The organism is Oryzisolibacter propanilivorax, assembly GCF_900103645.1.
Classification (GTDB): Bacteria; Pseudomonadota; Gammaproteobacteria; order Burkholderiales; family Burkholderiaceae_C; genus Melaminivora; species Melaminivora propanilivorax.
Window position 1 is genome coordinate 86,882 of record NZ_FNHP01000001.1, and the last position, 23,148, is coordinate 110,029.

At 69.5% G+C, this 23,148-nt stretch carries 17 protein-coding genes and 5 tRNA genes; 14 read left to right on the forward strand and 8 right to left on the reverse strand.

Features of this window, described 5'->3' with window-relative positions; translation table 11 throughout:
- Positions 1-10 precede the first annotated feature (10 nt).
- The 4 genes from BLQ61_RS00380 to BLQ61_RS00395 form a co-directional block, all read right to left on the reverse strand.
- Positions 11-505, reverse strand: coding sequence for a dihydrofolate reductase (locus BLQ61_RS00380; protein WP_091565299.1), 495 nt, complete (start codon positions 503-505; stop codon positions 11-13).
- 2 nt (positions 506-507) lie between these two features.
- Positions 508-1,320: a thymidylate synthase gene (locus BLQ61_RS00385; protein WP_091565302.1), complete on the reverse strand. Its 813-nt coding sequence runs from the start codon at positions 1,318-1,320 to the stop codon at positions 508-510.
- Positions 1,321-1,372: 52 nt separating this feature from the next.
- Positions 1,373-2,800 (reverse strand): FAD-binding oxidoreductase, encoded by a 1,428-nt coding sequence (locus tag BLQ61_RS00390; RefSeq protein ID WP_091565304.1) that lies wholly within the window; start codon positions 2,798-2,800, stop codon positions 1,373-1,375.
- 72 nt (positions 2,801-2,872) lie between these two features.
- Positions 2,873-3,295, reverse strand: a complete 423-nt coding sequence (locus BLQ61_RS00395; RefSeq protein ID WP_091565307.1) for a DUF2069 domain-containing protein — start codon at positions 3,293-3,295, stop codon at positions 2,873-2,875.
- A gap of 21 nt (positions 3,296-3,316) precedes the next feature.
- On the opposite strand from BLQ61_RS00395, the gene BLQ61_RS00400 reads away from it, so the two are divergent.
- Positions 3,317-4,609: a YihY family inner membrane protein gene (locus tag BLQ61_RS00400; RefSeq protein WP_091565310.1), complete on the forward strand. Its 1,293-nt coding sequence runs from the start codon at positions 3,317-3,319 to the stop codon at positions 4,607-4,609.
- 125 nt (positions 4,610-4,734) lie between these two features.
- On the opposite strand, the gene hpnE is transcribed toward BLQ61_RS00400, so the two are convergent.
- The 3 genes from hpnE to hpnC all read right to left on the reverse strand — a co-directional run bounded on the left by hpnE (position 4,735) and on the right by hpnC (position 7,857).
- Positions 4,735-6,030 carry a hydroxysqualene dehydroxylase HpnE gene (gene hpnE, locus BLQ61_RS00405; protein ID WP_091565312.1) on the reverse strand — a complete coding sequence of 432 codons (1,296 nt, stop codon included), beginning with the start codon at positions 6,028-6,030 and terminating at the stop codon, positions 4,735-4,737.
- Positions 6,027-6,866 carry a presqualene diphosphate synthase HpnD gene (gene hpnD, locus BLQ61_RS00410; RefSeq protein WP_091565314.1) on the reverse strand — a complete coding sequence of 280 codons (840 nt, stop codon included), beginning with the start codon at positions 6,864-6,866 and terminating at the stop codon, positions 6,027-6,029. The genes hpnE and hpnD overlap by 4 nt, the downstream gene beginning before the upstream one ends.
- A gap of 124 nt (positions 6,867-6,990) precedes the next feature.
- Positions 6,991-7,857, reverse strand: coding sequence for a squalene synthase HpnC (hpnC, locus tag BLQ61_RS00415; protein ID WP_091565316.1), 867 nt, complete (start codon positions 7,855-7,857; stop codon positions 6,991-6,993).
- A 164-nt stretch (positions 7,858-8,021) separates the two neighbouring features.
- Here hpnC and BLQ61_RS00420 point away from each other — a divergent pair, with 164 nt between their 5' ends.
- The 12 genes from BLQ61_RS00420 (at position 8,022) to BLQ61_RS00475 (ending at position 19,989) form a co-directional block, all read left to right on the forward strand.
- Positions 8,022-9,173, forward strand: a complete 1,152-nt coding sequence (locus BLQ61_RS00420) for an efflux RND transporter periplasmic adaptor subunit (RefSeq protein WP_245703748.1) — start codon at positions 8,022-8,024, stop codon at positions 9,171-9,173.
- Positions 9,174-9,189: 16 nt separating this feature from the next.
- The gene (locus tag BLQ61_RS00425) at positions 9,190-12,375 is read left to right on the forward strand and encodes an efflux RND transporter permease subunit (RefSeq protein WP_091565322.1); all 3,186 of its coding nucleotides are present in this window, start codon (positions 9,190-9,192) and stop codon (positions 12,373-12,375) included.
- A 77-nt stretch (positions 12,376-12,452) separates the two neighbouring features.
- Positions 12,453-12,539, forward strand: a tRNA-Leu gene (locus BLQ61_RS00430).
- A 73-nt stretch (positions 12,540-12,612) separates the two neighbouring features.
- Entirely contained in the window at positions 12,613-13,926 is a 1,314-nt protein-coding gene (tig, locus tag BLQ61_RS00435; protein WP_091565324.1) for a trigger factor, read from the forward strand.
- A 115-nt stretch (positions 13,927-14,041) separates the two neighbouring features.
- Entirely contained in the window at positions 14,042-14,650 is a 609-nt protein-coding gene (clpP, locus tag BLQ61_RS00440; protein ID WP_091566418.1) for an ATP-dependent Clp endopeptidase proteolytic subunit ClpP, read from the forward strand.
- A gap of 123 nt (positions 14,651-14,773) precedes the next feature.
- Entirely contained in the window at positions 14,774-16,042 is a 1,269-nt protein-coding gene (gene clpX / locus BLQ61_RS00445) for an ATP-dependent Clp protease ATP-binding subunit ClpX (protein ID WP_091565327.1), read from the forward strand.
- Between the two features lie 120 nt (positions 16,043-16,162).
- Positions 16,163-18,595: an endopeptidase La gene (lon, locus tag BLQ61_RS00450; RefSeq protein WP_091565330.1), complete on the forward strand. Its 2,433-nt coding sequence runs from the start codon at positions 16,163-16,165 to the stop codon at positions 18,593-18,595.
- Between the two features lie 100 nt (positions 18,596-18,695).
- A tRNA-Gly gene (locus tag BLQ61_RS00455) sits at positions 18,696-18,771 on the forward strand.
- Positions 18,772-18,828: 57 nt separating this feature from the next.
- Positions 18,829-18,902, forward strand: a tRNA-Cys gene (locus BLQ61_RS00460).
- Positions 18,903-19,044: 142 nt separating this feature from the next.
- Positions 19,045-19,120: transfer RNA gene (locus BLQ61_RS00465), tRNA-Gly, on the forward strand.
- Positions 19,121-19,252: 132 nt separating this feature from the next.
- Positions 19,253-19,345 (forward strand) — tRNA-Leu (locus BLQ61_RS00470).
- A gap of 11 nt (positions 19,346-19,356) precedes the next feature.
- Positions 19,357-19,989: a DUF6806 family protein gene (locus BLQ61_RS00475; protein ID WP_091565333.1), complete on the forward strand. Its 633-nt coding sequence runs from the start codon at positions 19,357-19,359 to the stop codon at positions 19,987-19,989.
- 70 nt (positions 19,990-20,059) lie between these two features.
- Here the strand turns inward: BLQ61_RS00475 and murI are convergent, their stop codons facing one another.
- Complete coding sequence (murI, locus tag BLQ61_RS00480; protein WP_091565337.1) at positions 20,060-20,929, reverse strand: glutamate racemase; 870 nt, start codon at positions 20,927-20,929, stop codon at positions 20,060-20,062.
- A gap of 232 nt (positions 20,930-21,161) precedes the next feature.
- On the opposite strand from murI, the gene ilvD reads away from it, so the two are divergent.
- On the forward strand, positions 21,162-23,021 hold the full coding sequence (ilvD, locus tag BLQ61_RS00485; protein WP_091565340.1) for a dihydroxy-acid dehydratase: 1,860 nt from the start codon (positions 21,162-21,164) through the stop codon (positions 23,019-23,021).
- Positions 23,022-23,148 lie beyond the last annotated feature (127 nt).

The following is a 23,148-nucleotide window of genomic DNA, read 5'->3' on the forward strand; positions in this document are numbered from 1 at the left end:
CGGCGCCCCGTCAGCCGCGCCGCGCGTAGCGCACGAAGTCGAACGGCAGGCCCTGCGCGCCCACCTGCGCGCTGCGCGCCACCTCGTGCCATTCCGGGCCCAGCTGCGGCGCGTGCGCGTCGCCGTCAAAGTCGCGCGCGATCTCGGTCACTTCTACCCGCGTGGCGCGGGGCAGGGCCTGGGCATAGATCTGCGCGCCGCCCATCACCCACACGGTGGCCGCGCCGGTGCGCGCGGCCAGCGCAAATGCCTCGTCCAGGCTGCCAGCGCGCTGCGCTCCTGCAGCCTGCCAATCCGGCTGGCGCGTGACGACGATGTTGGCCCGCCCCGGCAGCGGGCGAAAGCGCGCGGGCAGCGAGTCCCAGGTCTTGCGCCCCATGATGACCGGCTGGCCCAGGGTCAGCGCCTTGAAGTGCGCCAGGTCCTCGGGCAGGTGCCAGGGCATGGTGCCGTCCCGGCCGATGATGCCGTTGGCCGCGCGGGCGTAGATCAGAGCGACTTCCATGCTCACACCGCCACCGGCGCGCTGATGGCCGGATGGTGCTCGTAGCCGACGATCTCGAAATCCTCGAAGTCGTAGTCGAAGATCGACGCCGGGCGGCGGCGGATGCGCAGCTCAGGGAACGGGTAGGGCGTGCGCGCCAGCTGCGTGCGCACCTGTTCCAGGTGGTTGGAATAGATGTGGCAGTCGCCGCCGGTCCAGACGAAGTCCCCAACCTCCAGGTCACACTGCTGCGCCACCATGTGCGTCAGCAGGGCGTAGCTGGCGATGTTGAAAGGCACGCCCAGGAACAGGTCGGCGCTGCGCTGGTACAGCTGGCACGACAGTCGCCCTTCGGCCACGTAGAACTGGAACAGCGCGTGGCAGGGCATCAGGGCCATCTGGTCGAGTTCGGCGACGTTCCAGGCGCTGACCAGGATGCGGCGCGAATCGGGGTTGCTGCGCAGCGTGTCGATGACCTGCTGGATCTGGTCGATGTGCCCGCCGCCGGGCGTGGGCCAGCTGCGCCACTGCACGCCGTAGACCGGGCCCAGGTCGCCGTCCTCGCGCGCCCATTCGTTCCAGATGCTCACGCCGCGCTCCTGCAGCCAGCGCACGTTGCTGCTCCCGCGCAGGAACCACAGCAGCTCCAGCGCCACGCTTTTGAAATGCACGCGCTTGGTGGTGATGAGCGGAAAGCCGGCGCGCAGGTCGAAGCGCATCTGGTGCCCGAAGACGCTGGCTGTGCCGGTGCCGGTGCGGTCGCCTTTGGCAACCCCGTGCGTGAGCACGTGGCGCAGGAAGTCTTCGTACTGGGTGGAGACGAGGCTGGAAGTCATGGATATGAGTCAGAAACGGCCGTGGCCCATATGGATAAAGGGCTGACAGCTCTTATTTCAGTAGCACGCAGCCTGGGTTCAGGATGCCCTGCGGGTCCAGCGCCTGCTTCACGGCGCGCATCATGGACAGCGCCACCGGCGACTTGTAGTGCGCCAGGGTGTGCGCCTTCAACCGGCCCACGCCGTGCTCGGCCGAGAACGAGCCGCCGAACTGCGCCACGGCGTCGTATACCAATTCGTTCACGCGCGGCTCCTGCTCGCGCAGGAACGCCGCCGCATCGCCGCCCTCGGGCGCCTGCACGTTGTAGTGCAGGTTGCCGTCGCCCAGGTGGCCGAAGGTGACCAGGCGCGCGCCCGGCACCTCGCGTGCCAGCAGCGCATCGGTGTGTGCCACGAACGCCGGAAAGCGCGACGCGGCCACCGAGATGTCGTGCTTGATGTTCAGCCCTTCCTCGGCCTGCGCCAGCGGAATGCTCTCGCGCACGTGCCACAGCTCGCGCGCCTGGGCGATGCTCTCGGCCACCACCGCGTCCAGCACGCAGCCGTCCTCGAAAGCCAGCTCCATCAGGTGCTCGAAGCGCTCGCGCGCATGCTGCTCGGACTCGCTGTCGCTGTTTTCCAGCAGTACGCACCAGGGCGCGCCCTCCAGGTCGGCAAAGGGCACGCGCAGCTGTGGCATGTGGCGCACGACCAGCGACAGCGCGAACCGGCCCATGACCTCGAAGCCCGTCAGCCCCGCGCCCAGGTGGCGGTGCGCGAGACCGAGCAGCTGCACGGCGGCTTCCATCGACGGCACGGCGGCCCAGGCGGTGAGCTTGGCGACCGGCTGCGGAAACAGCTTCAGCGTGGCGGCGGTGATGATGCCCAGCGTGCCTTCGCTGCCGATCAGCAGGTTGCGCAAGTCGTAGCCGGTGTTGTCTTTTCTCAGGCCGGACAGCCCGTCCCAGACCTCGCCCTGCGCGGTGACCACCTCCAGCCCCAGGCACAGCTCGCGCGTGTTGCCGTAGCGCACGACCTGCGTGCCGCCGGCGTTGGTCGCCAGGTTGCCGCCGATGGTGCAGCTGCCCTCGGCCGCCAGCGACAGCGGGAACAGGAAACCCGCCTCGGCGGCGGTCTGCTGCAGGGTCTGCAGGATGCAGCCGGCCTCTACCGTCATGGTCAGGTTGCCGACGTCGATGCCGCGCACGCGGTTCAGGCGCGCCAGGCTGAGCACGATGGCCGTGCCGCTGGCGTCCGGGGTGCTGCCCACCGACAGGCCGGTGTTGCCGCCCTGGGGCACGATGGGCGTGCCGCTGGCGGCGCAGGCGCGCACCACGGCGGCCACCTCGGCGGTACTGGCCGGGCGCACCACGGCCAGGGCCCGGCCGTGCTCGCGCCGGCGCCAGTCCTGCTCCCAGGCCGTGAGGTCGCCTTCGGTCAGCACGTGGGCGGCGCCGACGGTCTGGCGCAGGGCGTCGAGCAGGGCGGGGGCAGCGGTCATGGCGGCGGAAATCCTCGAGACGAAAGCAGGGCGGTACGGAACGCGGCGCGGTGCAGGGGGCCGGCAGCGCCTTCAGGCAGGTACGTGCGGGGCGGCGGCCGCCCGCGCCGCGCGCTGGCGCAGGCGCACGTGCAGCGCGCAGGCCACGAACAGCAGCACGCACAGCGCCACCTCGGCCAGTGCCAGCCAGCGCCCGGGGGCGGCGTCGCTCCAGGCGCGCACCACGCCTTCGGTGAAATACAGCCAGACCAGCAGGCTGACCCAGCGGTAGGTGTACATGCGGCGCTTGAGCAGCCCGGCCAGCGGCAGCAGCAGCGGCAGCCCCTTGGCCGCCAGCCAGGTGCCGCCCGGGCGCAGCGGCGCCCACCACAGCTCCCAGGCCACGCACAGCAGCGCCAGCGCCAACAGGCTGCCCACGGCCAGCCAGCGGGTGGCGGCGATGTCAATGCCGATGGGGCCAGGAAGGGAGGCGGAAACAGGAGCGGACGCGGACATGGGGCTGGCATCATACGGGCCATGTCCTTGTCCCTACAGCCGGCCACGCAGCGCCTGGAAGCCTGGCTGCTGCAGCTGTCGCAGTTCCCCTGGCGCGTCACCGCGCACGTGCTGCGCGAGCGCTACCGCGAGGACCGCCTGGGCCTGACGGCGGCCAGCCTCACCTTCACCACGCTGCTCGCGCTGGTGCCGTTCGCCACCGTGGCGCTGGCGGTGTTCACCGCGTTCCCGGTGTTCGGTCGCATGCAGCAGGTGCTCGAGCGCTGGCTGATCGACAGCCTGATCCCGATGACCATCGCGCGCCAGGTGCTGGACTACATCAACCAGTTCACCTCGCAGGCCAGCAGCTTGGGGGTGGCCGGCTTTTCCTTCCTGGCGATCACGGCGCTGGCGCTGGTGCAGACCATCGACCGCACGCTGAACAACATCTGGCGCGTGCGCCGGCTGCGCCCGCTGGGCCAGCGCGTGTTGATCTACTGGGCGGCGCTGACGCTAGGGCCGCTGGTGCTGGCCGGCAGCCTGGCGCTGACCGGCTCGGTGGCCACCGCCGCCTCGCGCGAGCTGGGCGCCACGCTGCCGGGCGCGGCGCGCATGCTGTTCGATGCCATCGAGTTCTTCGTGCTGGCCAGCGGCATGGCGGCCCTGTACCACTACGTGCCCAACACCCAGGTGCACTGGCGCCACGCCTGGGCCGGCGGGGTGTTCGTGGCGTCGGGCATCTCGCTGGCCAAGAACGCGCTGGCGCTGTACCTGTCGCTGGTGCCGACCTACTCGGTGCTCTACGGCACCTTCGTCACGCTGCCGATCCTGCTGCTGTGGATCTACGTGGCCTGGGTGGTGGTACTGCTGGGCGCGGTGGTCGCCGCCTACCTGCCCAGCCTGCTGGCCGGCGTGTCGCGCCCGCCAGGCGGGCGCGGCTGGCAGTTCACCCTGGCGCTGGAGGTGCTGCAGGAGTTGCACGCCGCGCGCCACGCGGCGGCGCACGGGCTGACCGCCGCGCAGCTGGCGCAGGCGCTGCAGGTGGACGCGCTGCAGCTGGAGCCGGTGCTGGAGACGCTGACCGGGCTGGACTGGGTGGCGCAGATCAACGAGACCGCCGCCGGCGCCGCCGAATCGACCGACGCGCGCTACCTATTGTTGGCGCGCCCGGCCGAGACCGGGATGCAGCCGCTGGTGCAGCGCCTGCTGCTGGCGCGCGGGCCGGCGCTGGAGGCCTTCTGGCACCACACCGGCCTGGAGGTGCTGACCCTGGCCGACGTGCTGGGCCAGCCGCAGGGGGCCTTGCGGCCGCCGGCTTCGCTCCTGAACCCATAGCCGAACGCCGTTTGTTCACGCGGGCCTGGGCCGGCTTTCACTGCAAAATCACCCCGTTGCAGCTGGCGAACGGGCCTGCCGGACAACCGCAGGAATGCGCGTGCTTCCAGCCCGGCGGGGTGCTTTCAGCCCGGGCCCAGCGCCGCCGCCGCGGCCGCGCCGTGCAGCGCGGCGCCCTCCAGCGTCGCCGGGTACGGCCCGGCCACGTAGTCGCCGCAGGCCAGCAGGCCGGGCGCGATGGCCTGCGGCGGGCGCACCAACTGCGGCGTGCACAGGAAGGTGGCGCGCCGCTCGACCACCGTCCACGGCGCCTGCAGGGGCGGCAGCCCGAGTTCTGCCTGCGCCTGGGCCAGCACCTGCGCCTGCAGCGCGTCGCGCTCGCCCTCGAAGGCGCTGACCACGAACGCCAGCAGGCCCGCCGGCCCGCCCAGCTGCCCCCGGTCGAAGACGAACTGCGCCGGCGCGCCGCGCAGCGCCAGCAGCGGCACGGGCCACAGCGGCGCGCGCGCCGCGCCGGGCACGCGCGCGTACACGGTGGCGATGGCGCCGTGGCGCAGCGCCCGGGCCTGCGCGGCCCAGGCCTGCAGCGCGGGCTGCTCGGCCGCCGGCACCTGCGCGCCGGCCACCAGCCGCGCGGCCTCGTGGCTGCCGGTGGCCAGCAGCACGGCGTCGAACGGATCGCCATCGACCTGCCAGCCGCCATGCAGCGCGTGCGCCAGGGTGTGCACGCGCCGGCCCAGCTGCACGCTGTGGCCGCGCGCGGCCAGCCAGGCGGCCGCTGGTGCCGGCAGCAGCGCGCCCAGGTCCACGCGCGGCAGCAGCAGGTGCGAACCGCCGTGCCCGGCGAACAGGCTGTCGTGCAGGATGCGCAGGAAGGTGGCGCCGCAGGCCGCGTGCGCCGGCGTGTTCAGCGCCGAGACGCACAGCGGCTCGATGAACTCGCGCACCAGCCGCGCCGGCAGCCCGGCGCACAGGTCGGCCACGCTGGCCTGCGGCGCGCAGCCAAAGCCTGCCCGCCGCCAGCGCGCCGCGCGTGCCAGCAGCGCCGCGCGCTCGCGCACGCTCCAGCCGCGCGCGCGGGCGATGCCGGCCAGCGCGTCCCAGGGCGGCGCGGCGTCGGGCAGTGCCAGCCCGCCGCCGTCGGGGAAACGCAGGGTCAGCGGCAGGCGCAGCAGCGCCTGCTCCGGGTCCACGCCGACGGTGCGCATCAGGCCGAGCGATTCGGTATAGGCACCGATCAGGATGTGCTGGCCGTTGTCCAGCTCGAGCGGCGTGCCGTCGTCCAGCGCAGCGGCCACCGTGCGCGCACGCCCGCCGGGCGTGCGCGCCGCCTCCAGCAGCGTCACCGCATGCCCGGCCTGCGCCGCGCGCACGGCGGCCGCCAGCCCGCCCCAGCCGGCACCGACGACGGCGACCTTCACATCCGGCCCAGGGCCTGCATCTTCCAGGCCAGCCAGAACTTGCGCAGGGGCGTGAGGCTGGTGCGCTGGTGCAGCACCTGAAAGCCGTCGGCTTCGATCTCGTCCAGCAGCGTGCGGTAGATGCTGGCCATCATCAGGCCGGGCTTTTGCGCGCGCCGGTCGGCGGCGGGCAGCAGCGCCAGCGCCTCGTCGTAGGTGCGCCGTGCGCGCTCGCACTGGAAGCGCATCAGCGCGGCGAAGCGCTCGGAATACTGGCGCTGGGTGATCTCGCTGGCCTTCACGTCGAACTGCTGCAGTTCGCTGATCGGCAGGTAGATGCGCCCGCGCAGCGCGTCCTCGCCCACGTCGCGGATGATGTTGGTGAGCTGGAACGCCAGGCCCAGCCGGTGCGCGTATTGGGTGGTCGCGTCCTCGGTCTGGCCGAAGATGCGCGCCGCCACCTCGCCCACCACGCCCGCCACCAAGTGGCAGTAGCGCTGCAGACCGGGAAAGTCCAGGTAGCGCGTCTGGGTCAGGTCCATGCGGCAGCCGTCCACCACCGCCTGCAGGTGCTGCGGCTGCAGCCCGTAGGGCGCCAGGTGCGGCGCCAGCGCCTGCGTGACCGGGTGGCTGGGCTGGCCGGCGAACATCTTGGCAACCTCGCCGCTCCACCAGTCCAGCTTGGCCGCGGCCACGCCGGGGTCGGTGACCTCGTCCACCACGTCGTCCACCTCACGGCAGAAGGCGTAGAACGCCGTGATCGCCGCGCGCCGCTCGCGCGGCAGGAACAGGAAGGCGTAATAGAAACTGCTGCCGGAGGCGGCGGCTTTCTGCTGGACGTACTGCTGGGGGTTCATGAGGGCCGGAATTGTCCCATGGCGGCGCAGCGCAGCCCGCGGGCGTGGTTTCCATGCCAAAAGCGCCTCCAGCCATTGATCTGCCATGGCCTCCAGCTATGGATACAGGAGCGCGACAGTGCCGCTACATGCGCAGCGCGCGCCACAGCAGCAGCGGCCAGTCGCGCGCGCGCACGGTGGGCCGGCGCACCAGGCTGGCGCCGCCCAGCGCCTGCACCTGCTCCAGGATGCGCAGCCCGCCCTGTACGACCAGGCGAAGCTCCCAGCCGGCGCGACCCGGCACGGCGTGCACCAGCGGCGCGCCCTGCAGCATCAGGCCGCGCGCCCAGGCGGCGCAGTCCAGCACCAGCGCGTCGCTGGCCGGCGTGCGCCGCAGGGCGGCCAAGTCGGCGCGCGCCACACCGTGCGCGGCGCAGTCGGCGTCGGTCAGGTAGTGGCGCCCGCGCGGCAGGTCCACGCTCAGGTCCTGCCAGAAGTTGGCCAGCTGCAGCGCGGTGCAGATGGCATCGCTGCGCGCCAGCGCCGCCGCGCCGTGCACGCCGTACAGGTGCAGCAGCAGCCGTCCGACCGGGTTGGCGGAGCGGCGGCAATAGTCCAGCAGCGCCGCGCGGTCCGGGTAGGTGGCGCCCGAGACGGTCATGTGCACGTCCTGCGCGAAGGCGTCCAGCAGGTCGTCCAGCAGCGGCAGCGGCAGGCGGTGGCTACGCAGCACCGCGCCCAGCGGCGCCAGCACCGGCTGCCAGCGCGCCTCGGGCGGCTGGCCGGCGGCCACGGCGTGCAGGCCGGCGCGCAGCGCGCGCAGGTCGGCCAGGCGCTGCGCGGGCGCGGCGTCGCCCTCGTCGGCCAGGTCGTCGGCCGTGCGCGCGAAGGCGTACAGCGCGGCGATCGGCGCGCGCAGCGCCGGCGGGCACAGGATCGAAGCGACAGGGAAGTTCTCGTAGTGCGTGACCGGCGCGGGCTGCTCGGCGGCACGGGGCGGGGAGGGTTTCACGGCGGCGATTGTCGTGCTTGACAGCGGGGCGGGGCGTCTTCGAGAATTTACTAACCAGTCAGTCAGTAAATTCTCAGCCGTCCGCCATGCACTTTCCCGCCTTTGTCTTGCGCCCGTCGGGCGCAGCCGCGCAGCCCCGGAACCGCGCCCGTTCCGGGGTTTTTTTGTGGCCGCGGGCCGCCGCCGGGCTGGCCGTCGCGCTGGCGCTGGCCGGCTGCTCGCGCCAGGAGGCGGCGCCCGAGCCGGTGCGCGCCGTCAAGCTGGTGACCGTGGGCGCGCACGCCGCGCCGGCGCCGCGCGAATACGCCGGCGAGGTGCGCGCGCGCGTCGAGTCGCGCCTGTCCTTCCGCGTGGCCGGCAAGATCGTGCAGCGCCCGGTGGAGGCCGGCCAGCACGTGCGCGCCGGCCAGCTGCTGGCCGAGCTGGACGCGCGCGACTACGAGCTGGCGGCGCAGGCCGCGCGCGCCCAGGTGGCGGCGGCCAGCACCCAGCGCGACCTGGCGGCGGCCGAGTTCGAGCGTTTTTCGCGCCTGCACGCGCAGAACTTCATCAGCGGCGCCGAGCTGGACCGGCGCCAGGCGGCACTGAAATCCGCCCAGGCGCAGCTGGCGCAGGCGCAGGCGCAACTGGCCGCGCAGGGCAACCAAGCCGGCTACACCCGGCTGTTGGCCGATGCGCCGGGCGTGGTCACCGGCGTGGACGCCGAGGTCGGCCAGGTGGTGGCCGCCGGCACGCCGGTGGTGCGCATCGCCCGCGACGGCGAGCGCGACGCGGTGTTCGCCGTGCCCGAGGACCGCGTGGCCGGGCTGCGCGTGGGCCAGCCGGTGCAGGTCGCGCCTTGGGCCGGCGGGCCGCCATTGGCGGGCAAGGTGCGCGAGGTGGCGGCCAGCGCCGACCCGGTGACGCGCACCTTCGCCGTCAAGGTGGCGCTGCAGGGCGCTGAGCCGCCGCCGCTGGGCGCGACGGTGCAGGTGCGGCTGGCAGACCAGGCGGCACCGGCCGCCGCCGCGCCGCTGCGCGTGCCGGCCGCCGCTGTCTGGCAGGACGCCGGGCGCAGCGCGGTGTGGGTGTTCGACCCTGCCAGCTCGACGGTGCGCGCGCAGCCGGTACAGCTGGCCCGGCTGGAGGGCGACGAGGTGCTGCTGGCCGGCGGTCTGGCGGACGGGGCGCAGGTGGTCGCCGCCGGCGTGCATGTGCTGGCGCCGGGGCAGAAAGTCACCGTGTATCAGCCAAAAACGCCTCAGGCCCTGACGAACAAAGGGCCTGCAGCTATGAATCCAGAAGCACCGACGCCGGCCCCCGGCGCCGCGCGCTGACCGCCGGGAGCGCCGCATGACGCCGACGAAACCCCCGCAACCGCAGCCGCGCGCCGGCTTCAACCTCTCGCGCTGGGCGCTGGAACACGCCGCGCTGACGCGCTACCTGATGGTGGTGCTGATGCTGCTGGGCCTGGCCGCGTACTTCCAGCTGGGCCAGGACGAGGACCCGCCCTTCACCTTCCGCGCCATGGTGGTGCGCACCTACTGGCCGGGCGCCGACGCGCGCCAGGTGGCCGAGCAGGTCACCGACCGCATCGAGCGCACGCTGCAGGAGGTGCCCTACGCCGACCGCATCCGCAGCTACAGCAAGCCGGGCGAGTCGCAGGTCATCTTCGAGATCAAGGACTCCAGCAAGCCGGCCGAGGTGGCGCAGCTGTGGTACCAGGTGCGCAAGAAGATCGGTGACATGCGCTGGCAGCTGCCCGCCGGCGTGCAGGGGCCGTTCTTCAACGACGAGTTCGGGGACGTGTACGGCGTGATCTACGCGCTGTCGGGCGACGGCTTCTCTCCGGCCGAGCTGAAGGACTTCGCCGACGACGTGCGCCAGCGCCTGCTGCGCGTCAAGGACGTGGCCAAGGTCGAGCTGTTCGGCGTGCAGGACGAGCGCGTCTGGGTCGAGGTCTCGCAGCAGCGCCTGGCGCAGCTGGGGCTGGACCTGAATGCGGTGGTGCAGCAACTGGCCAGCCAGAACGCGGTCGAGAGCGCAGGCGCCGTGCAGGGCGCGCAGGACGTGGTGCAGCTGCGCGTAGCCGGACAGTTCGACAACCTGGACGCGCTGCGCGCCATGCCGATCCGCGGCGCGCAGTCGCCCAGCCAGCTGCGCCTGGAGGACATCGCCACGGTGCGCCGCGGCTACGTCGACCCGCCCGGAGTCAAGGTGCGTTTTCAGGGCCACGAGGTCGTGGCCCTGGGCATCTCCATGGCCAAGGGCGGCGACATCATCGCCATGGGCAAGGCGCTGCGCGCGGCGGTGGCGGACATCCAGCCGCGCCTGCCGGCGGGCGTCGAGCTGGCGCAGGTGCAGGACCAGCCGGCTTCGGTCGCGGCGTCGGTGCAGGAGTTCGTCAAGGTGCTGATCGAGGCGGTGGCCATCGTGATGGCGGTGAGCTTCGTCTCGCTCGGCCTGCACAAGGGCGGGCGCTTCGGCTGGCACGTAGACTGGCGCCCGGGGCTGGTGGTGGCCATCACCATCCCGCTGGTGCTGGCGCTCACCTTCCTGTCCATGCACTATCTTGGCATCGGGCTGCACAAGGTGTCGCTGGGCTCGCTCATCATCGCCCTGGGCCTGCTGGTGGACGACGCCATCATTGCCGTGGAGATGATGGTGCGCAAGATGGAGGAGGGCTACGACAAGGTGCGCGCCGCCACCTTCGCCTACGACATCACCGCCAAGCCGATGCTGACCGGCACGCTGATCACGGCGGCGGGCTTTCTGCCCATCGGCATCGCCAAGTCGGTCACCGGCGAATACACCTTCGCCATCTTCGCCGTCACCGTCATCGCGCTGGTGCTGTCGTGGTTCGCCTCGGTCATCTTCGTGCCCTACCTGGGCACGCTGCTGCTCAAGGTGAAGCCGCTGCCCGAGGGTGGCCACCCGCACGAGCTGTTCGACACTCCGTTCTACCAGCGCTTTCGGCGCCTGGTGGACTGGTGCGTGCAACACCGCTGGCTGACCATCGCCGTCACGCTGCTGATCTTCGCGCTGGGGCTGGTGGGCATGGGGCGGGTGCAGCAGCAGTTCTTTCCCGATTCGAGCCGGCCCGAGATCATGGTCGACCTGTGGTTCCCCGAGGGCACGTCGCTGGCCGCCAACGAGGCCGTGACGCGCCGCGTCGAGGCGCGGCTGATGCAGCAGCCGGGCGTGGCCAGCGTGGCCACCTGGGTCGGCTCGGGCACGCCGCGCTTCTATCTGCCGCTGGACCAGGTGTTCCCGCAGAGCAACGTCTCGCAGATGATCGTGCTGGCCGCCGGCCTGCCCGAGCGCGAGGCGCTGCGCCGCAGCCTGCCGGCGCTGCTGGCGCAGGAGGTGCCCGAGGCGCGTGCGCGCCTCAAGCTGCTGCCCAACGGCCCGCCGGTGCCGTACCCAGTGCAGTTCCGCGTCATGGGCAGCGATCCGCAGGCGCTGCGCCAGCGCGCCGACGAGGTCAAGGAGGTGCTGCGCGCCAACGCCCACATGCGCGGGGTGAACGACAACTGGAACGAATCCGTCAAGGCGCTGCGCCTGGAGGTGGACCAGACCAAGGCGCGCGCCCTGGGCGTGTCCAGCCAGGCCATCGCGCAGGCCACGCGCACGCTGTTTTCCGGCACCACCGTGGGCCAGTACCGCGAGGGCGACAAGCTGATCGAGATCGTGCTGCGCCCGGCGCAGGACGAGCGCGAGAGCGTCTCGGCGCTGGACAGCGCCTACGTGGCCACGGCGTCAGGCAGGTCCATCCCGCTGTCGCAGATCGCCCGGCCGCACTTCGTCTGGGAGCCGGGCGTGCTGTGGCGCTACGGGCGGGACTACGCCATCACCGTGCAGGGCGATGTGGCCGAGGGGCTGCAGGGCGCCACCGTCACGGCCGAGCTGCTGCCGGCGCTGCGCGAACTGGAGGCGCGCTGGCGCGAGGCCGGCGGGCCGCCAGTGCGCATCGACGTCGCGGGGGCCGTGGAGGAGAGCAGCAAGGGCTCGTCGTCCATCGTCGCCGGCGTGCCGCTGATGCTGTTCATCGTCTTCACGCTGCTGATGCTGCAGCTGCACAGCTTCAGCCGCTCGGTGCTGGTGTTCCTGACCGGGCCGCTGGGCATCGCCGGCGTGGCGGCGGCGCTGCTGCTGCTGGGCCGGCCGTTCGGCTTCGTGGCGCTGCTGGGCGTGGTGGCGCTGATGGGCATGATCCAGCGCAACTCGGTCATCCTGGTGGACCAGATCGAGCTGGACCGCGTGGCCGGCATTCCGACCTGGGACGCCATCACCGGCGCGGCGGTTCGGCGCATGCGGCCCATCGCCCTCACGGCTGCCGCCGCGGTGCTGGCCATGATCCCGCTGTCGCGCAGCGTGTTCTGGGGCCCGATGGCGGTGGCCATCATGGGCGGGCTGGTGGTGGCCACGGTGCTGACGCTGCTGGCGCTGCCGGCGATGTACGCGGCCTGGTTCCGCGTGCGCCGCCCGGATGCACAGGGCGGCGCGCCGGTTGCCGGAGGGTCCGCCGCATCAGGGTAAAATCTGCCGTTTGACCTATTTCACCGGGGTGCGCCGGGGCCTTGCAAAGGCCGGTGCATCCGGGTGGCGACAAAACCGCGCGGGTGGCGAAATTGGTAGACGCACCAGGTTTAGGTCCTGACGCCCGCAAGGGTGTGGGGGTTCGAGTCCCCCCCCGCGCACCACGTGACCGGCATTTTTCGCAAGGCGGCGCCGGCGCTGCCGCCGTCACGGACCCCCATCACACTAGGAAGCACCATGGCCGTTAACGTTGAAACCCTGGACAAGCTCGAGCGCAAGATCACGCTGAGCCTGCCTCTTGCCTCGATCCAAAGCGAAGTGGACGCGCGCCTGAAGCGCCTGGCCCGCACCGTGAAGATGGACGGCTTCCGTCCCGGCAAGGTGCCGATGAGCGTGGTGCAGCAGCGCTACGGCTACTCGGTGCAGTACGAGGTGCTCAACGACAAGGTCGGCCAGGCGTTCTCGGAAGCCGCCAACGAGGCGCAGCTGCGCGTGGCCGGTCAGCCGCGCATCACCGAAAAGGACGGCGCACCCGAGGGCGAAGTGGCTTTCGACGCGGTTTTCGAAGTCTTCCCAGAAGTCAAGCTTGGCGAGCTGGGCGAGGCCGAGGTGGAGAAGCTCTCCGCCGAGGTGAACGAGCAGGCCATCGACAAGACCATCGACATCCTGCGCAAGCAGCGCCGCTCGTTCGCGCAGCGCGCCGCCGGCACCCCGGCCGAGGACGGTGACCGCGTGACCGTGGACTTCGAAGGCAAGATCGACGGCGAGCCGTTCGCCGGCGGCAAGGCCGACGACTTCCAGTTTCTGGTCGGCGAAGGCCAGATGCTCAAGGAGTTCGAGGACGCCGTGCGCGGCATGAAGGTCGGCGAGAGCAAGACCTTCCCGTTGGCCTTCCCGGACGACTACCACGGCAAGGATGTGGCCGGCAAGACGGCCGACTTCATGGTCACCGTGAAGAACATCGAGGCCGCGCACCTGCCCGAGGTGAACGACGAGATGGCCAAGTCGCTGGGCATCGAGGACGGCACCGTCGATGGCCTGCGCGCCGACATCAAGAAGAACCTGGAGCGCGAGGTCAAATTCCGCCTGCAGTCGCGCAACAAGCAGGCCGCCATGGACGCACTGCTGTCCAAGGCCGAGCTGGACCTGCCCAACGCCGCCGTGCAGGCGGAGATCGAGCGCCTGCGCGATGCTGCCCGCGCCGACCTGAAGCAGCGCGGCCTGAAGGATGCCGACAAGGCCGAGATCCCGGACGATGTGTTCCGTCCCCAGGCCGAGCGCCGCGTGCGCCTGGGACTGGTGGTCGCCGAGCTGGTGCGTGCCAATGACCTGCAGGCCAAGCCCGAGCAGATCAAGGCGCACATCGACGAGCTGGCCGCCAGCTACGAGCAGCCCGAGGACGTGGTGCGCTGGTACTACAGCGACCGCAACCGCCTGGGCGAGGTCGAGGCGGTGGTCATCGAGAACAACGTCACCGACTACATCCTGGGCAAGGCCAAGGTCACTGACAAGGACGTCAGCTTCGACGAGCTGATGGGCCAGCAGGGCTGATGCCCTGGTGCCTCCTGCCGCTGGCGGGAAGCCTCGATGGGGCTTGTGCCGGGCGGCACAGGCCCCATTTGCGTTGGTGCGTCAGACAACAGAACCGAACAGTTTGGAGAACGATATGAGCGCTCTGGAAACCCAAGGCCTGGGCATGGTCCCGATGGTCATCGAGCAATCGGGCCGCGGCGAGCGGTCCTACGACATCTACTCGCGCCTGCTCAAGGAGCGGGTGATCTTCCTGGTGGGCGAGGTCAACGACCAGACGGCCAACCTGGTGGTGGCGCAGCTGCTGTTTCTGGAAAGCGAGAACCCGGACAAGGACATCTCGTTCTACATCAACTCCCCCGGCGGCAGCGTCACGGCCGGCATGGCGATCTACGACACCATGCAGTTCATCAAGCCCGACGTGTCCACCCTGTGCTGCGGCTTCGCCGCCAGCATGGGCGCGTTTTTGCTGGCTGCCGGCGCCAAAGGCAAGCGCTTCTCGCTGCCTAATTCCAAGATCATGATTCACCAGGTGCTGGGCGGCGCCCGCGGCCAGGCGACCGATATCGAGATCCACGCGCGCGACATCCTGCGCACCAAGGACCAGATGAACCGCATCCTGGCCGAGCGTACCGGCCAGCCGCTGGAGAAGGTCAAGACCGACACCGAGCGCGACTACTTCATGACCGCCGACGAGGCCAAGAACTACGGCATCGTTGACCAGGTCATCGCCAAACGTCCCTGATTTCCACCTGGACGTGGGCGTTTTTGCGCCGGCAGGCGGCGTTTCCCGCACGGGGAACGCCGTTTTTATTTCGCTATCATCCCTGCAGACCCCAGTTTTCATTGTCGCGAGGCACTTCTATCCATGGCCGAGAAAAAAGGCTCATCCAGCGAAAAGACCCTGTACTGCTCCTTCTGCGGCAAGAGCCAGCACGAGGTGAAGAAGCTGATCGCCGGACCGTCCGTGTTCATCTGCGACGAATGCATCGACCTGTGCAACGAGATCATCCGTGACGAGCTGCCTGCCGCTGCCGACGGCACGCGCGATGCACGCAATGACCTGCCCACGCCCGGCGAGATCAAGACCAACCTGGACAGCTACGTCATCGGCCAGGAAAAGGCCAAGCGCACGCTGGCAGTGGCGGTGTACAACCATTACAAGCGTCTGCGGCACAAGGAAAAGGCCGGCAAGGACGAGGTCGAGCTGTCCAAAAGCAACATCCTGCTGATCGGCCCCACCGGCTCCGGCAAGACGCTGCTGGCGCAGACCCTGGCGCGCCAGCTGGACGTGCCCTTCGTCATGGCCGATGCCACCACGCTGACCGAGGCGGGCTACGTCGGCGAGGACGTCGAGAACATCATCAGCAAGCTGCTGCAGAGCTGCAATTACGAGGTCGAGCGTGCCCAGCGCGGCATCGTCTACATCGACGAGATCGACAAGATCAGCAGGAAGAGCGACAACCCCAGCATCACCCGCGACGTCTCGGGTGAGGGCGTGCAGCAGGCGCTGCTCAAGCTGATCGAGGGCACGATGGCCAGCGTGCCGCCGCAGGGCGGGCGCAAGCACCCGAACCAGGACTTCCTGCAGATCGACACGACCAACATCCTGTTCATCTGCGGCGGCGCGTTTGCCGGGCTGGACAAGGTCATCGAGGCACGCACCGAGGCCTCGGGTATCGGTTTCGGCGCCGCGGTGCGCTCCAAGTCGCAGCGCTCGCTGACCGAGCTGTTCCAGGACATCGAGCCCGAGGATCTGATCAAGTTCGGCCTGATCCCCGAGCTGGTGGGGCGCATGCCGGTGGTCACGGCGCTGGCCGAGCTGGACGAGGACGCGCTGGTGCAGATCCTGACGGAGCCCAAGAACGCGCTGGCCAAGCAGTACAGCAAGCTGCTGGCCATGGAGGGCGTGGACCTCGAGCTGCGCCCGGCGGCCCTCAAGGCCATCGCGCGCAAGGCGATTGCCCGCAAGACCGGCGCGCGCGGCCTGCGCTCCATCCTGGAGCATGCGCTGATCGGCACCATGTACGAGCTGCCCAACGCCAGCAACGTGGAAAAGGTGGTGGTCGACGAGGCAACCATTGATGAAGACAAGGCGCCGCTGCTGGTCTACCGCGAAGCCGCCAAGAAGGCCTGACCGAAGGGCCCTGGCGGCCCGCCTGCCTGCTGCAGCCCGGCGAACCCCGGCGCGCCACGCGTGCCGGGTTGAAACCATCCGCTTCCGGCCCATATGCCAGGAAGTTTTTCAAGGATCGCAATGTCCGGACTCACCCCCCTGCCCGATACCCCCATCGACCTGCCGCTGCTGCCCCTGCGCGACGTGGTGGTCTTCCCCCACATGGTGATTCCGCTGTTCGTCGGACGCGCCAAGAGCATCAAGGCGCTGGAGCAGGCCATGGAAGCCGACCGGCGCATCATGCTGGTGGCGCAGAAGACCGCTGCCAAGGACGAGCCGCAGGTGGACGACCTGTTCGAGGTCGGCTGCGTCTCCACCATCCTGCAGATGCTGAAGCTGCCGGACGGCACCGTGAAGGTGCTGGTCGAGGGCCAGCAGCGCGCCGCCGTGGTGCAGGTGGAGGAGGGCGAAGAGCTCTTCACTGCCAGCGTGCGCCCGCTGCCCGTCGATGCGGCCGAGATGACCAGCGAGGTCGAGGCGCTGCGCCGCGCGGTGATGCAGCAGTTCGACCAGTACGTGAAGCTGAACAAGAAGATCCCGTCGGAGATCCTGACCTCAATCGCCAGCATCGACGATCCGGGCCGCCTGGCCGACACCATCGCCGCGCACCTGCCCCTGAAGCTGGAGAACAAGCAGGTCGTGCTGGGCCTGGCCGACGTCAAGGAGCGCCTGGAGAACCTGTTCGAACAGCTCGAGCGCGAGGTCGACATCCTGAATGTGGACAAGCGCATCCGTGGCCGCGTCAAGCGCCAGATGGAAAAGAACCAGCGCGACTTCTACCTGAACGAGCAGGTCAAGGCGATCCAGAAGGAGCTGGGCGAGGGCGAGGACGGCGCCGATCTGGAAGAGATCGAAAAGAAGATCAAGTCCGCCAAGATGCCTGCCGAGGCGCGTAAGAAGGCCGAGGCCGAGCTGAAGAAGCTCAAGCTGATGTCCCCCATGTCGGCCGAGGCCACGGTGGTGCGCAACTACATCGACGTGCTGGTCGGCCTGCCCTGGAGCAAGAAGACCAAGGTGCGCCACGACCTGGCGCTGGCCGAGGACGTGCTCAACGAGGACCATTACGGCCTGGAGAAGGTCAAGGACCGCATCCTGGAATACCTTGCCGTGCAGCAGCGCGTGGACAAGCTCAAGGCGCCCATCCTGTGCCTGGTCGGCCCGCCGGGCGTGGGCAAGACCTCGCTGGGGCAGTCGATCGCCAAGGCCACCGGGCGTAAGTACGTGCGCATGGCCCTGGGCGGGATGCGCGACGAGGCCGAGATCCGCGGCCATCGCCGCACCTACATCGGCGCTATGCCGGGCAAGGTGCTGCAGAATCTGAACAAGGTCGGCACGCGCAACCCGCTGTTCCTGCTAGACGAGATCGACAAGCTGGGCACGGACTTCCGCGGCGATCCGTCCAGTGCGCTGCTGGAGGTGCTGGATCCTGAGCAGAACCACAAGTTCGGCGACCACTACGTCGAGGTCGACTTTGACTTGTCGGACGTGATGTTCGTGGCCACATCCAACTCGATGAACATCCCACCGGCGCTGCTCGACCGCATGGAGGTCATCCGCCTGTCGGGCTACACCGAGGACGAGAAGACCAACATCGCGCTGAAATACCTGCTGCCCAAGCAGAAGGAGAACAACGGCGTGCGCGCCGGCGAGCTGGAGGTGACCGAGGCCGCCGTGCGCGACATCGTGCGTTACTACACCCGCGAGGCCGGTGTGCGCTCGCTCGAGCGCGAGCTGTCCAAGATCTGCCGCAAGGTGGTCAAGGCGATGCAGCTCAAGCAGGCCACACCGCCCGTCGAGGTCACGCCCGAGAACCTGCACGACTATCTTGGCGTGCGCAAGTACACCTTTGGCCGCGCCGAGCACGACAACCAAGTCGGTCAGGTGGTCGGCCTGGCCTGGACCGAGGTGGGCGGCGACCTGCTGACCATTGAGGTGGCGACCATGCCCGGCAAAGGCACCATCACGCGCACGGGGTCGCTGGGCGATGTGATGAAGGAGTCCGTGGAGGCCGCGCGCACGGTGGTGCGCAGCCGCGCGCGCATGCTGGGCATCAAGGACGAGGCTTTCGACAAGCGCGACCTGCACATCCACGTGCCGGACGGCGCCACGCCGAAGGACGGCCCGAGCGCTGGCGCGGCCATGGCCACGGCCATCGTCTCGGCGCTGACCGGCATCGCCGTGCGCGCCGACGTGGCCATGACCGGCGAGATCACCCTGCGCGGCGAGATCACCGCCATTGGTGGCCTGAAGGAAAAACTGCTGGCGGCGCTGCGTGGCGGCATTAAGACGGTGCTGATTCCGCAGGAGAACGTGAAGGACCTGCAGGACATTCCGGACAACGTCAAGAGCGGGCTGGAGATCGTGCCGGTGAAGTGGGTCGACCAGGTGCTGTCGGTGGCGCTGGAGCGCAAGCCCGTGCCACTGACCGACGAGGAAGTGGCCGCCCAGCAGCAGCAACAGGCGCTCGCCGCACGGCCGGTGCCCGCTGCCGGGGCAGGCGCCGCACCGCACTGACGCGCAAGAATTTGACGCATTGTCTGGAAGTGGCCCAAAAATGCGTTAAACTTCGCCCCATCGATGCCAGAGCGTTGTAGAATGTGAGGCTTCGGTAAACGCGGGAATAGCTCAGTTGGTAGAGCGCAACCTTGCCAAGGTTGAGGTCGTCGGTTCGAGACCGATTTCCCGCTCCAGCTTTCGTGAAAAAGGGGTGCTTTCAGGCTCCCCTTTTTTACAGTGGCCCCAGGTTTGGCGCGGTAGCAAAGCGGTTATGCGTCGGATTGCAAATCCGTTGAGGCCGGTTCGACTCCGGCCCGCGCCTCCAGTCACGGCTGTCTACCCTTGATGGGCAGGCAAAAAAAGAAGAAGAAAATTTTGTCGGTCTTCACCGGACAGGCAAAAAAGCAGTGCTAGAATTTCAGTCTTTCCGAAGTGCCGGTCCTTGGACTGGTTGCCTGGAAAGCAATGCGGGAATAGCTCAGTTGGTAGAGCGCAACCTTGCCAAGGTTGAGGTCGTCGGTTCGAGACCGATTTCCCGCTCCATATTCTCAAAAAGGGAAGCCTCGGCTTCCCTTTTTTATTGGCCGCGGCCCGGTGTTTGCCAGGCATGTCGGCATTGCACGCAGGCGCCCGCGCCGTTACGCTGGCCTGTGTCGGCCCGCCCTGCGGGCCAGTGCCCCGGTGGTGAAATTGGTAGACACTGCGGACTTAAAATCCGCCGCTTTCCTGCAAAGGGGCGTGCCGGTTCGACCCCGGCCCGGGGCACCAGGAGATTCACCATGTCAGATTACAACGCTCCTTTCGAAATCCACGTGCACGGACAGGTGCAGCTGCGCCCGGGCGTCGACTTCGACCAGCTGCAGGATGCGCTGAAACCCCTGTGGAAGTACGCTGGCGCGCGTTCGCTGGCCGACGGCGCCGAGAGTGCCTACGAGGACGAGCCCGGCATCCAGTTCGACCCGAAGGACCGCGTGCTGCAGATCTGCTGGACGGTGCGCGGCGACGAGGACTTCCGCCAGTCGCTGGACGACATGTGCATGGGGCTGAATGAGCTGGCGGAGCAGGGCGCCGCCATCGAGGTGACGTTCTACGACACCGAGTTCGACGAGGAAGAGGAAACCGACGACGACGCGGAGGCGCGCGATGACTTCCTGATGCTGTTCGTCGGCCCGACGCCGGCGGCCATCATGCAGGTGCAGCGCGACATCCTGGTGCAGGACGTGGTGAACCTGATGGAGCGCCACTTCGACGGCGCCGAGCTGGGCGGCGTGGTGTCCGAGATCGACAAGCTGTTTTCCGAGCGTTTCGACGCGCTGGTGAACTCGCTGGAGATCGGCAAGCCGCCGCGCGGCCCGGGTGGTTCCGGTGGCAGCGGCCATGGCGGTGGCCGCCGGCCGCGGCATCTGCACTGAACGCCAGCCGTTTGCTACTACTTGTATAGCTGCACCCCATTGCCCTATAAGGGCTGCGGGGTGTTTTGCTTCATATCCGGGCGTTGTGCAGTGGGCAGCTGTCCGGGAACCCCAGCCAGTGCCGGGCTGCCGCGCGCAGGGCATCCGGTGCGCCCGTGGCGCACAGCACGACCCGTCCGCCGGCAGCGCCAGCGCTTTCGTCCGTTGCTGCAGGCACCAGTGCCTGGCGTGCCAGCAACAGCCGCTGCGTCTGCCGTGCGACGGCGGCCCCGTTGTCGATGATATGCACCTGCGGGCCGACGAGCGCGCGCAACGGCGCCTGTGCAAACACATAGTGGGTGCAGCCCAGCACCAGCGTGTCGATCTCGCCCGGCGCCATGCCGAAGCGCCCAAGCGCCCGGGTGTAGCGTGCGCACAGCTCCTGGATGCGCGTGCCGGCCTCTGCCGCGCGCTGCGCCAGCGTGCCGTCCTCAATGGCCTGCGCCAGGCCATCGCAGGCCTGCACGATGAACCGGGTCTGGTCCTCGTGCCCGGCGCGCAGCCGGGCGAAGCGCGCGCTGGTTACCGTGCCACGCGTGGCCAGCACGCCTACCAGACCGGTGCGCGTGTGCGCCGCGGCGGGCTTGAGTGCCGGCTCGACACCGACCACCGGCAACCCGGGCAGCGCCGCGCGCAGCGCCTCGACCGCGGCGGCTGTGGCGGTGTTGCACGCGACCACCAGCGCCTTGATGCCGTGTTGCTGCAGCAGCCACCGTCCCACGGCCAGGGTGCGGTCGATCACGAAGGCGTCGCCCTTCTCGCCGTACGGTGTGTGTGCGCTGTCGGCCAGGTAGATGAAGTCCTCGCGCGGCAGCTGCGTGCGCAGCGCCGCCAGCACGCTCAGGCCGCCGATGCCGCTGTCGAACACGCCGATGGGCCGCTGAACGCTGGACGGTGTCATGAGGGGGAGGGTACAGGGGAGGGTAAAACAATGGCGCCGCCGGCAGGGACGCGGGCCGGCCCGCCAGTATGCCCGCGCTGGCACCGTCACCGGAGTGCTGCGTAATAATCGTCGGCCTGCCCGCGCGCGGCTCAAGAGGCCGGCGCCCGGGCGCTGCGGCCGCCTCTCGATCCCGCCGGGCCGTGCTGCCTGATTCGCCCTACGCCCCGTTCATCCTGCCAGGTGCCCCACGATGCCCGAATACCGTTCCAAGACCTCCACCGCCGGCCGCAACATGGCCGGCGCCCGCGCGCTGTGGCGCGCCACCGGCATGAAGGATGCCGATTTCTCCAAGCCGATCATCGCGGTGGTTAACTCATTCACACAGTTCGTGCCCGGCCACGTGCACCTGAAGGACCTGGGCCAGCTGGTGGCGCGCGAGATCGAGGCCGCCGGCGGCGTGGCCAAGGAGTTCAACACCATCGCCGTAGACGACGGCATCGCCATGGGCCACGACGGCATGCTGTACTCGCTGCCCAGCCGCGAGATCATCGCCGACAGTGTGGAGTACATGGTCAACGCCCACTGCGCCGACGCCATGGTGTGCATCTCCAATTGCGACAAGATCACCCCCGGCATGCTGATGGCGGCGATGCGGCTGAACATCCCGGTGATCTTCGTCTCCGGCGGCCCCATGGAGGCCGGCAAGGCCCAGCTGGCCGTGCCCGGCCAGGCCACGGTCAGCTTCACCAAGAAGCTGGACCTGGTGGACGCCATGGTCATGGCCGCCGACGAGCACGTCAGCGACGCCGACGTGGCCGAGGTCGAGCGCTCGGCCTGCCCGACCTGCGGCTCGTGCTCGGGCATGTTCACTGCCAACTCGATGAACTGCCTGACCGAGGCCCTGGGCCTGTCGCTGCCGGGCAACGGCACACTGCTGGCCACACACGCCGACCGCGAGCAGCTGTTCAAGCGCGCCGGCCGCCGCATCGTCGAGCTGGCACGCCAGCACTACGAACAGGACGACGAACGCATCCTGCCGCGCTCGGTGGGCCTGCCCGCGTTCGAGAACGCCATCACGCTGGACGTCGCCATGGGCGGCTCCACCAACACCATCCTGCACCTGCTGGCCATCGCGCAGGAGGCGGAGATCCCGTTCACGATGAAGGACATCGATCGCATCTCGCTGGAGGTGCCGCAGCTGTGCAAGGTGGCGCCCAACACCGACAAGTACCACATCGAGGACGTGCACCGCGCCGGCGGCATCATGGCCATCCTGGGCGAGCTGGACCGCGCCGGCAAGCTGAAGACCGACGTGCCCACGGTGCACGCCAAGACGCTGGAAGATGCGCTGGAGCAGTGGGACATCACCCGTACCCAGGACGAGGCCGTGCACCGGCTGTACCTGGCCGGCCCCGGCGGCATCCCCACGCAGGTCGCCTTCAGCCAGGACGCGCGCTGGCCCAGCCTGGACCTGGACCGTGAGCACGGCTGTATCCGCAGCTACGACCACGCCTACAGCAAGGAGGGCGGCCTGGCCGTGCTGCACGGCAACATCGCGCTGGACGGCTGCGTGGTGAAAACCGCTGGCGTGGACGAGTCCATCCTGGTCTTCGAAGGCCCGGCGCACGTGGTCGAGTCGCAGGACGACGCCGTCCACCACATCCTGGAAGACCAGGTGCAGCCCGGCGACGTGGTCGTGATCCGCTACGAGGGCCCCAAGGGCGGCCCGGGCATGCAGGAGATGCTGTACCCGACCAGCTACCTGAAATCCAAGGGCCTGGGCAAGGCCTGCGCGCTGCTGACCGACGGGCGCTTCTCCGGCGGCACCTCGGGCCTGTCCATCGGCCACGTCTCGCCCGAGGCAGCGGCCGGCGGCGCCATAGGCCTGGTGAGGAACGGCGACCGCATCCGCATCGACATCCCGAACCGCACCATCGACGTGCTGGTGGACGACGCCGAGCTGGCGCGCCGCCGCGCCGAGCAGGACGCCGCCGGCTGGAAGCCCGCTGCGCCGCGCCCGCGCAAGGTCTCGGCCGCGCTCAAGGCCTATGCCAAACTGGTGACCAGCGCCGACAAGGGCGCGGTGCGCGACTTGTCGCTGCTGGACTGAGGAAGCCACGGACAGGGCGGGCCGGCTGGCTCGCCCTGTCACAAGGGTTTCAAGCCTTTCAGACCTCCAGCCTATACGACATATGGGCTTGCAGCTATGTTTTGCATAGCAGCAAGCGCCAGGTTCC

Bases quoted from the DNA above. Each gene is read 5' to 3' on its own strand.
- BLQ61_RS00380 (WP_091565299.1), bottom strand. From the start codon at position 505: ATGGAAGTCGCTCTGATCTACGCCCGCGCGGCCAACGGCATCATCGGC.
- BLQ61_RS00385 (WP_091565302.1), bottom strand. From the start codon at position 1,320: ATGACTTCCAGCCTCGTCTCCACCCAGTACGAAGACTTCCTGCGCCAC.
- BLQ61_RS00390 (WP_091565304.1), bottom strand. From the start codon at position 2,800: ATGACCGCTGCCCCCGCCCTGCTCGACGCCCTGCGCCAGACCGTCGGC.
- BLQ61_RS00395 (WP_091565307.1), bottom strand. From the start codon at position 3,295: ATGTCCGCGTCCGCTCCTGTTTCCGCCTCCCTTCCTGGCCCCATCGGC.
- BLQ61_RS00400 (WP_091565310.1), top strand. From the start codon at position 3,317: ATGTCCTTGTCCCTACAGCCGGCCACGCAGCGCCTGGAAGCCTGGCTG.
- hpnD (WP_091565314.1), bottom strand. From the start codon at position 6,866: ATGAACCCCCAGCAGTACGTCCAGCAGAAAGCCGCCGCCTCCGGCAGC.
- BLQ61_RS00425 (WP_091565322.1), top strand. From the start codon at position 9,190: ATGACGCCGACGAAACCCCCGCAACCGCAGCCGCGCGCCGGCTTCAAC.
- tig (WP_091565324.1), top strand. From the start codon at position 12,613: ATGGCCGTTAACGTTGAAACCCTGGACAAGCTCGAGCGCAAGATCACG.
- clpP (WP_091566418.1), top strand. From the start codon at position 14,042: ATGAGCGCTCTGGAAACCCAAGGCCTGGGCATGGTCCCGATGGTCATC.
- clpX (WP_091565327.1), top strand. From the start codon at position 14,774: ATGGCCGAGAAAAAAGGCTCATCCAGCGAAAAGACCCTGTACTGCTCC.
- lon (WP_091565330.1), top strand. From the start codon at position 16,163: ATGTCCGGACTCACCCCCCTGCCCGATACCCCCATCGACCTGCCGCTG.
- BLQ61_RS00475 (WP_091565333.1), top strand. From the start codon at position 19,357: ATGTCAGATTACAACGCTCCTTTCGAAATCCACGTGCACGGACAGGTG.
- murI (WP_091565337.1), bottom strand. From the start codon at position 20,929: ATGACACCGTCCAGCGTTCAGCGGCCCATCGGCGTGTTCGACAGCGGC.
- ilvD (WP_091565340.1), top strand. From the start codon at position 21,162: ATGCCCGAATACCGTTCCAAGACCTCCACCGCCGGCCGCAACATGGCC.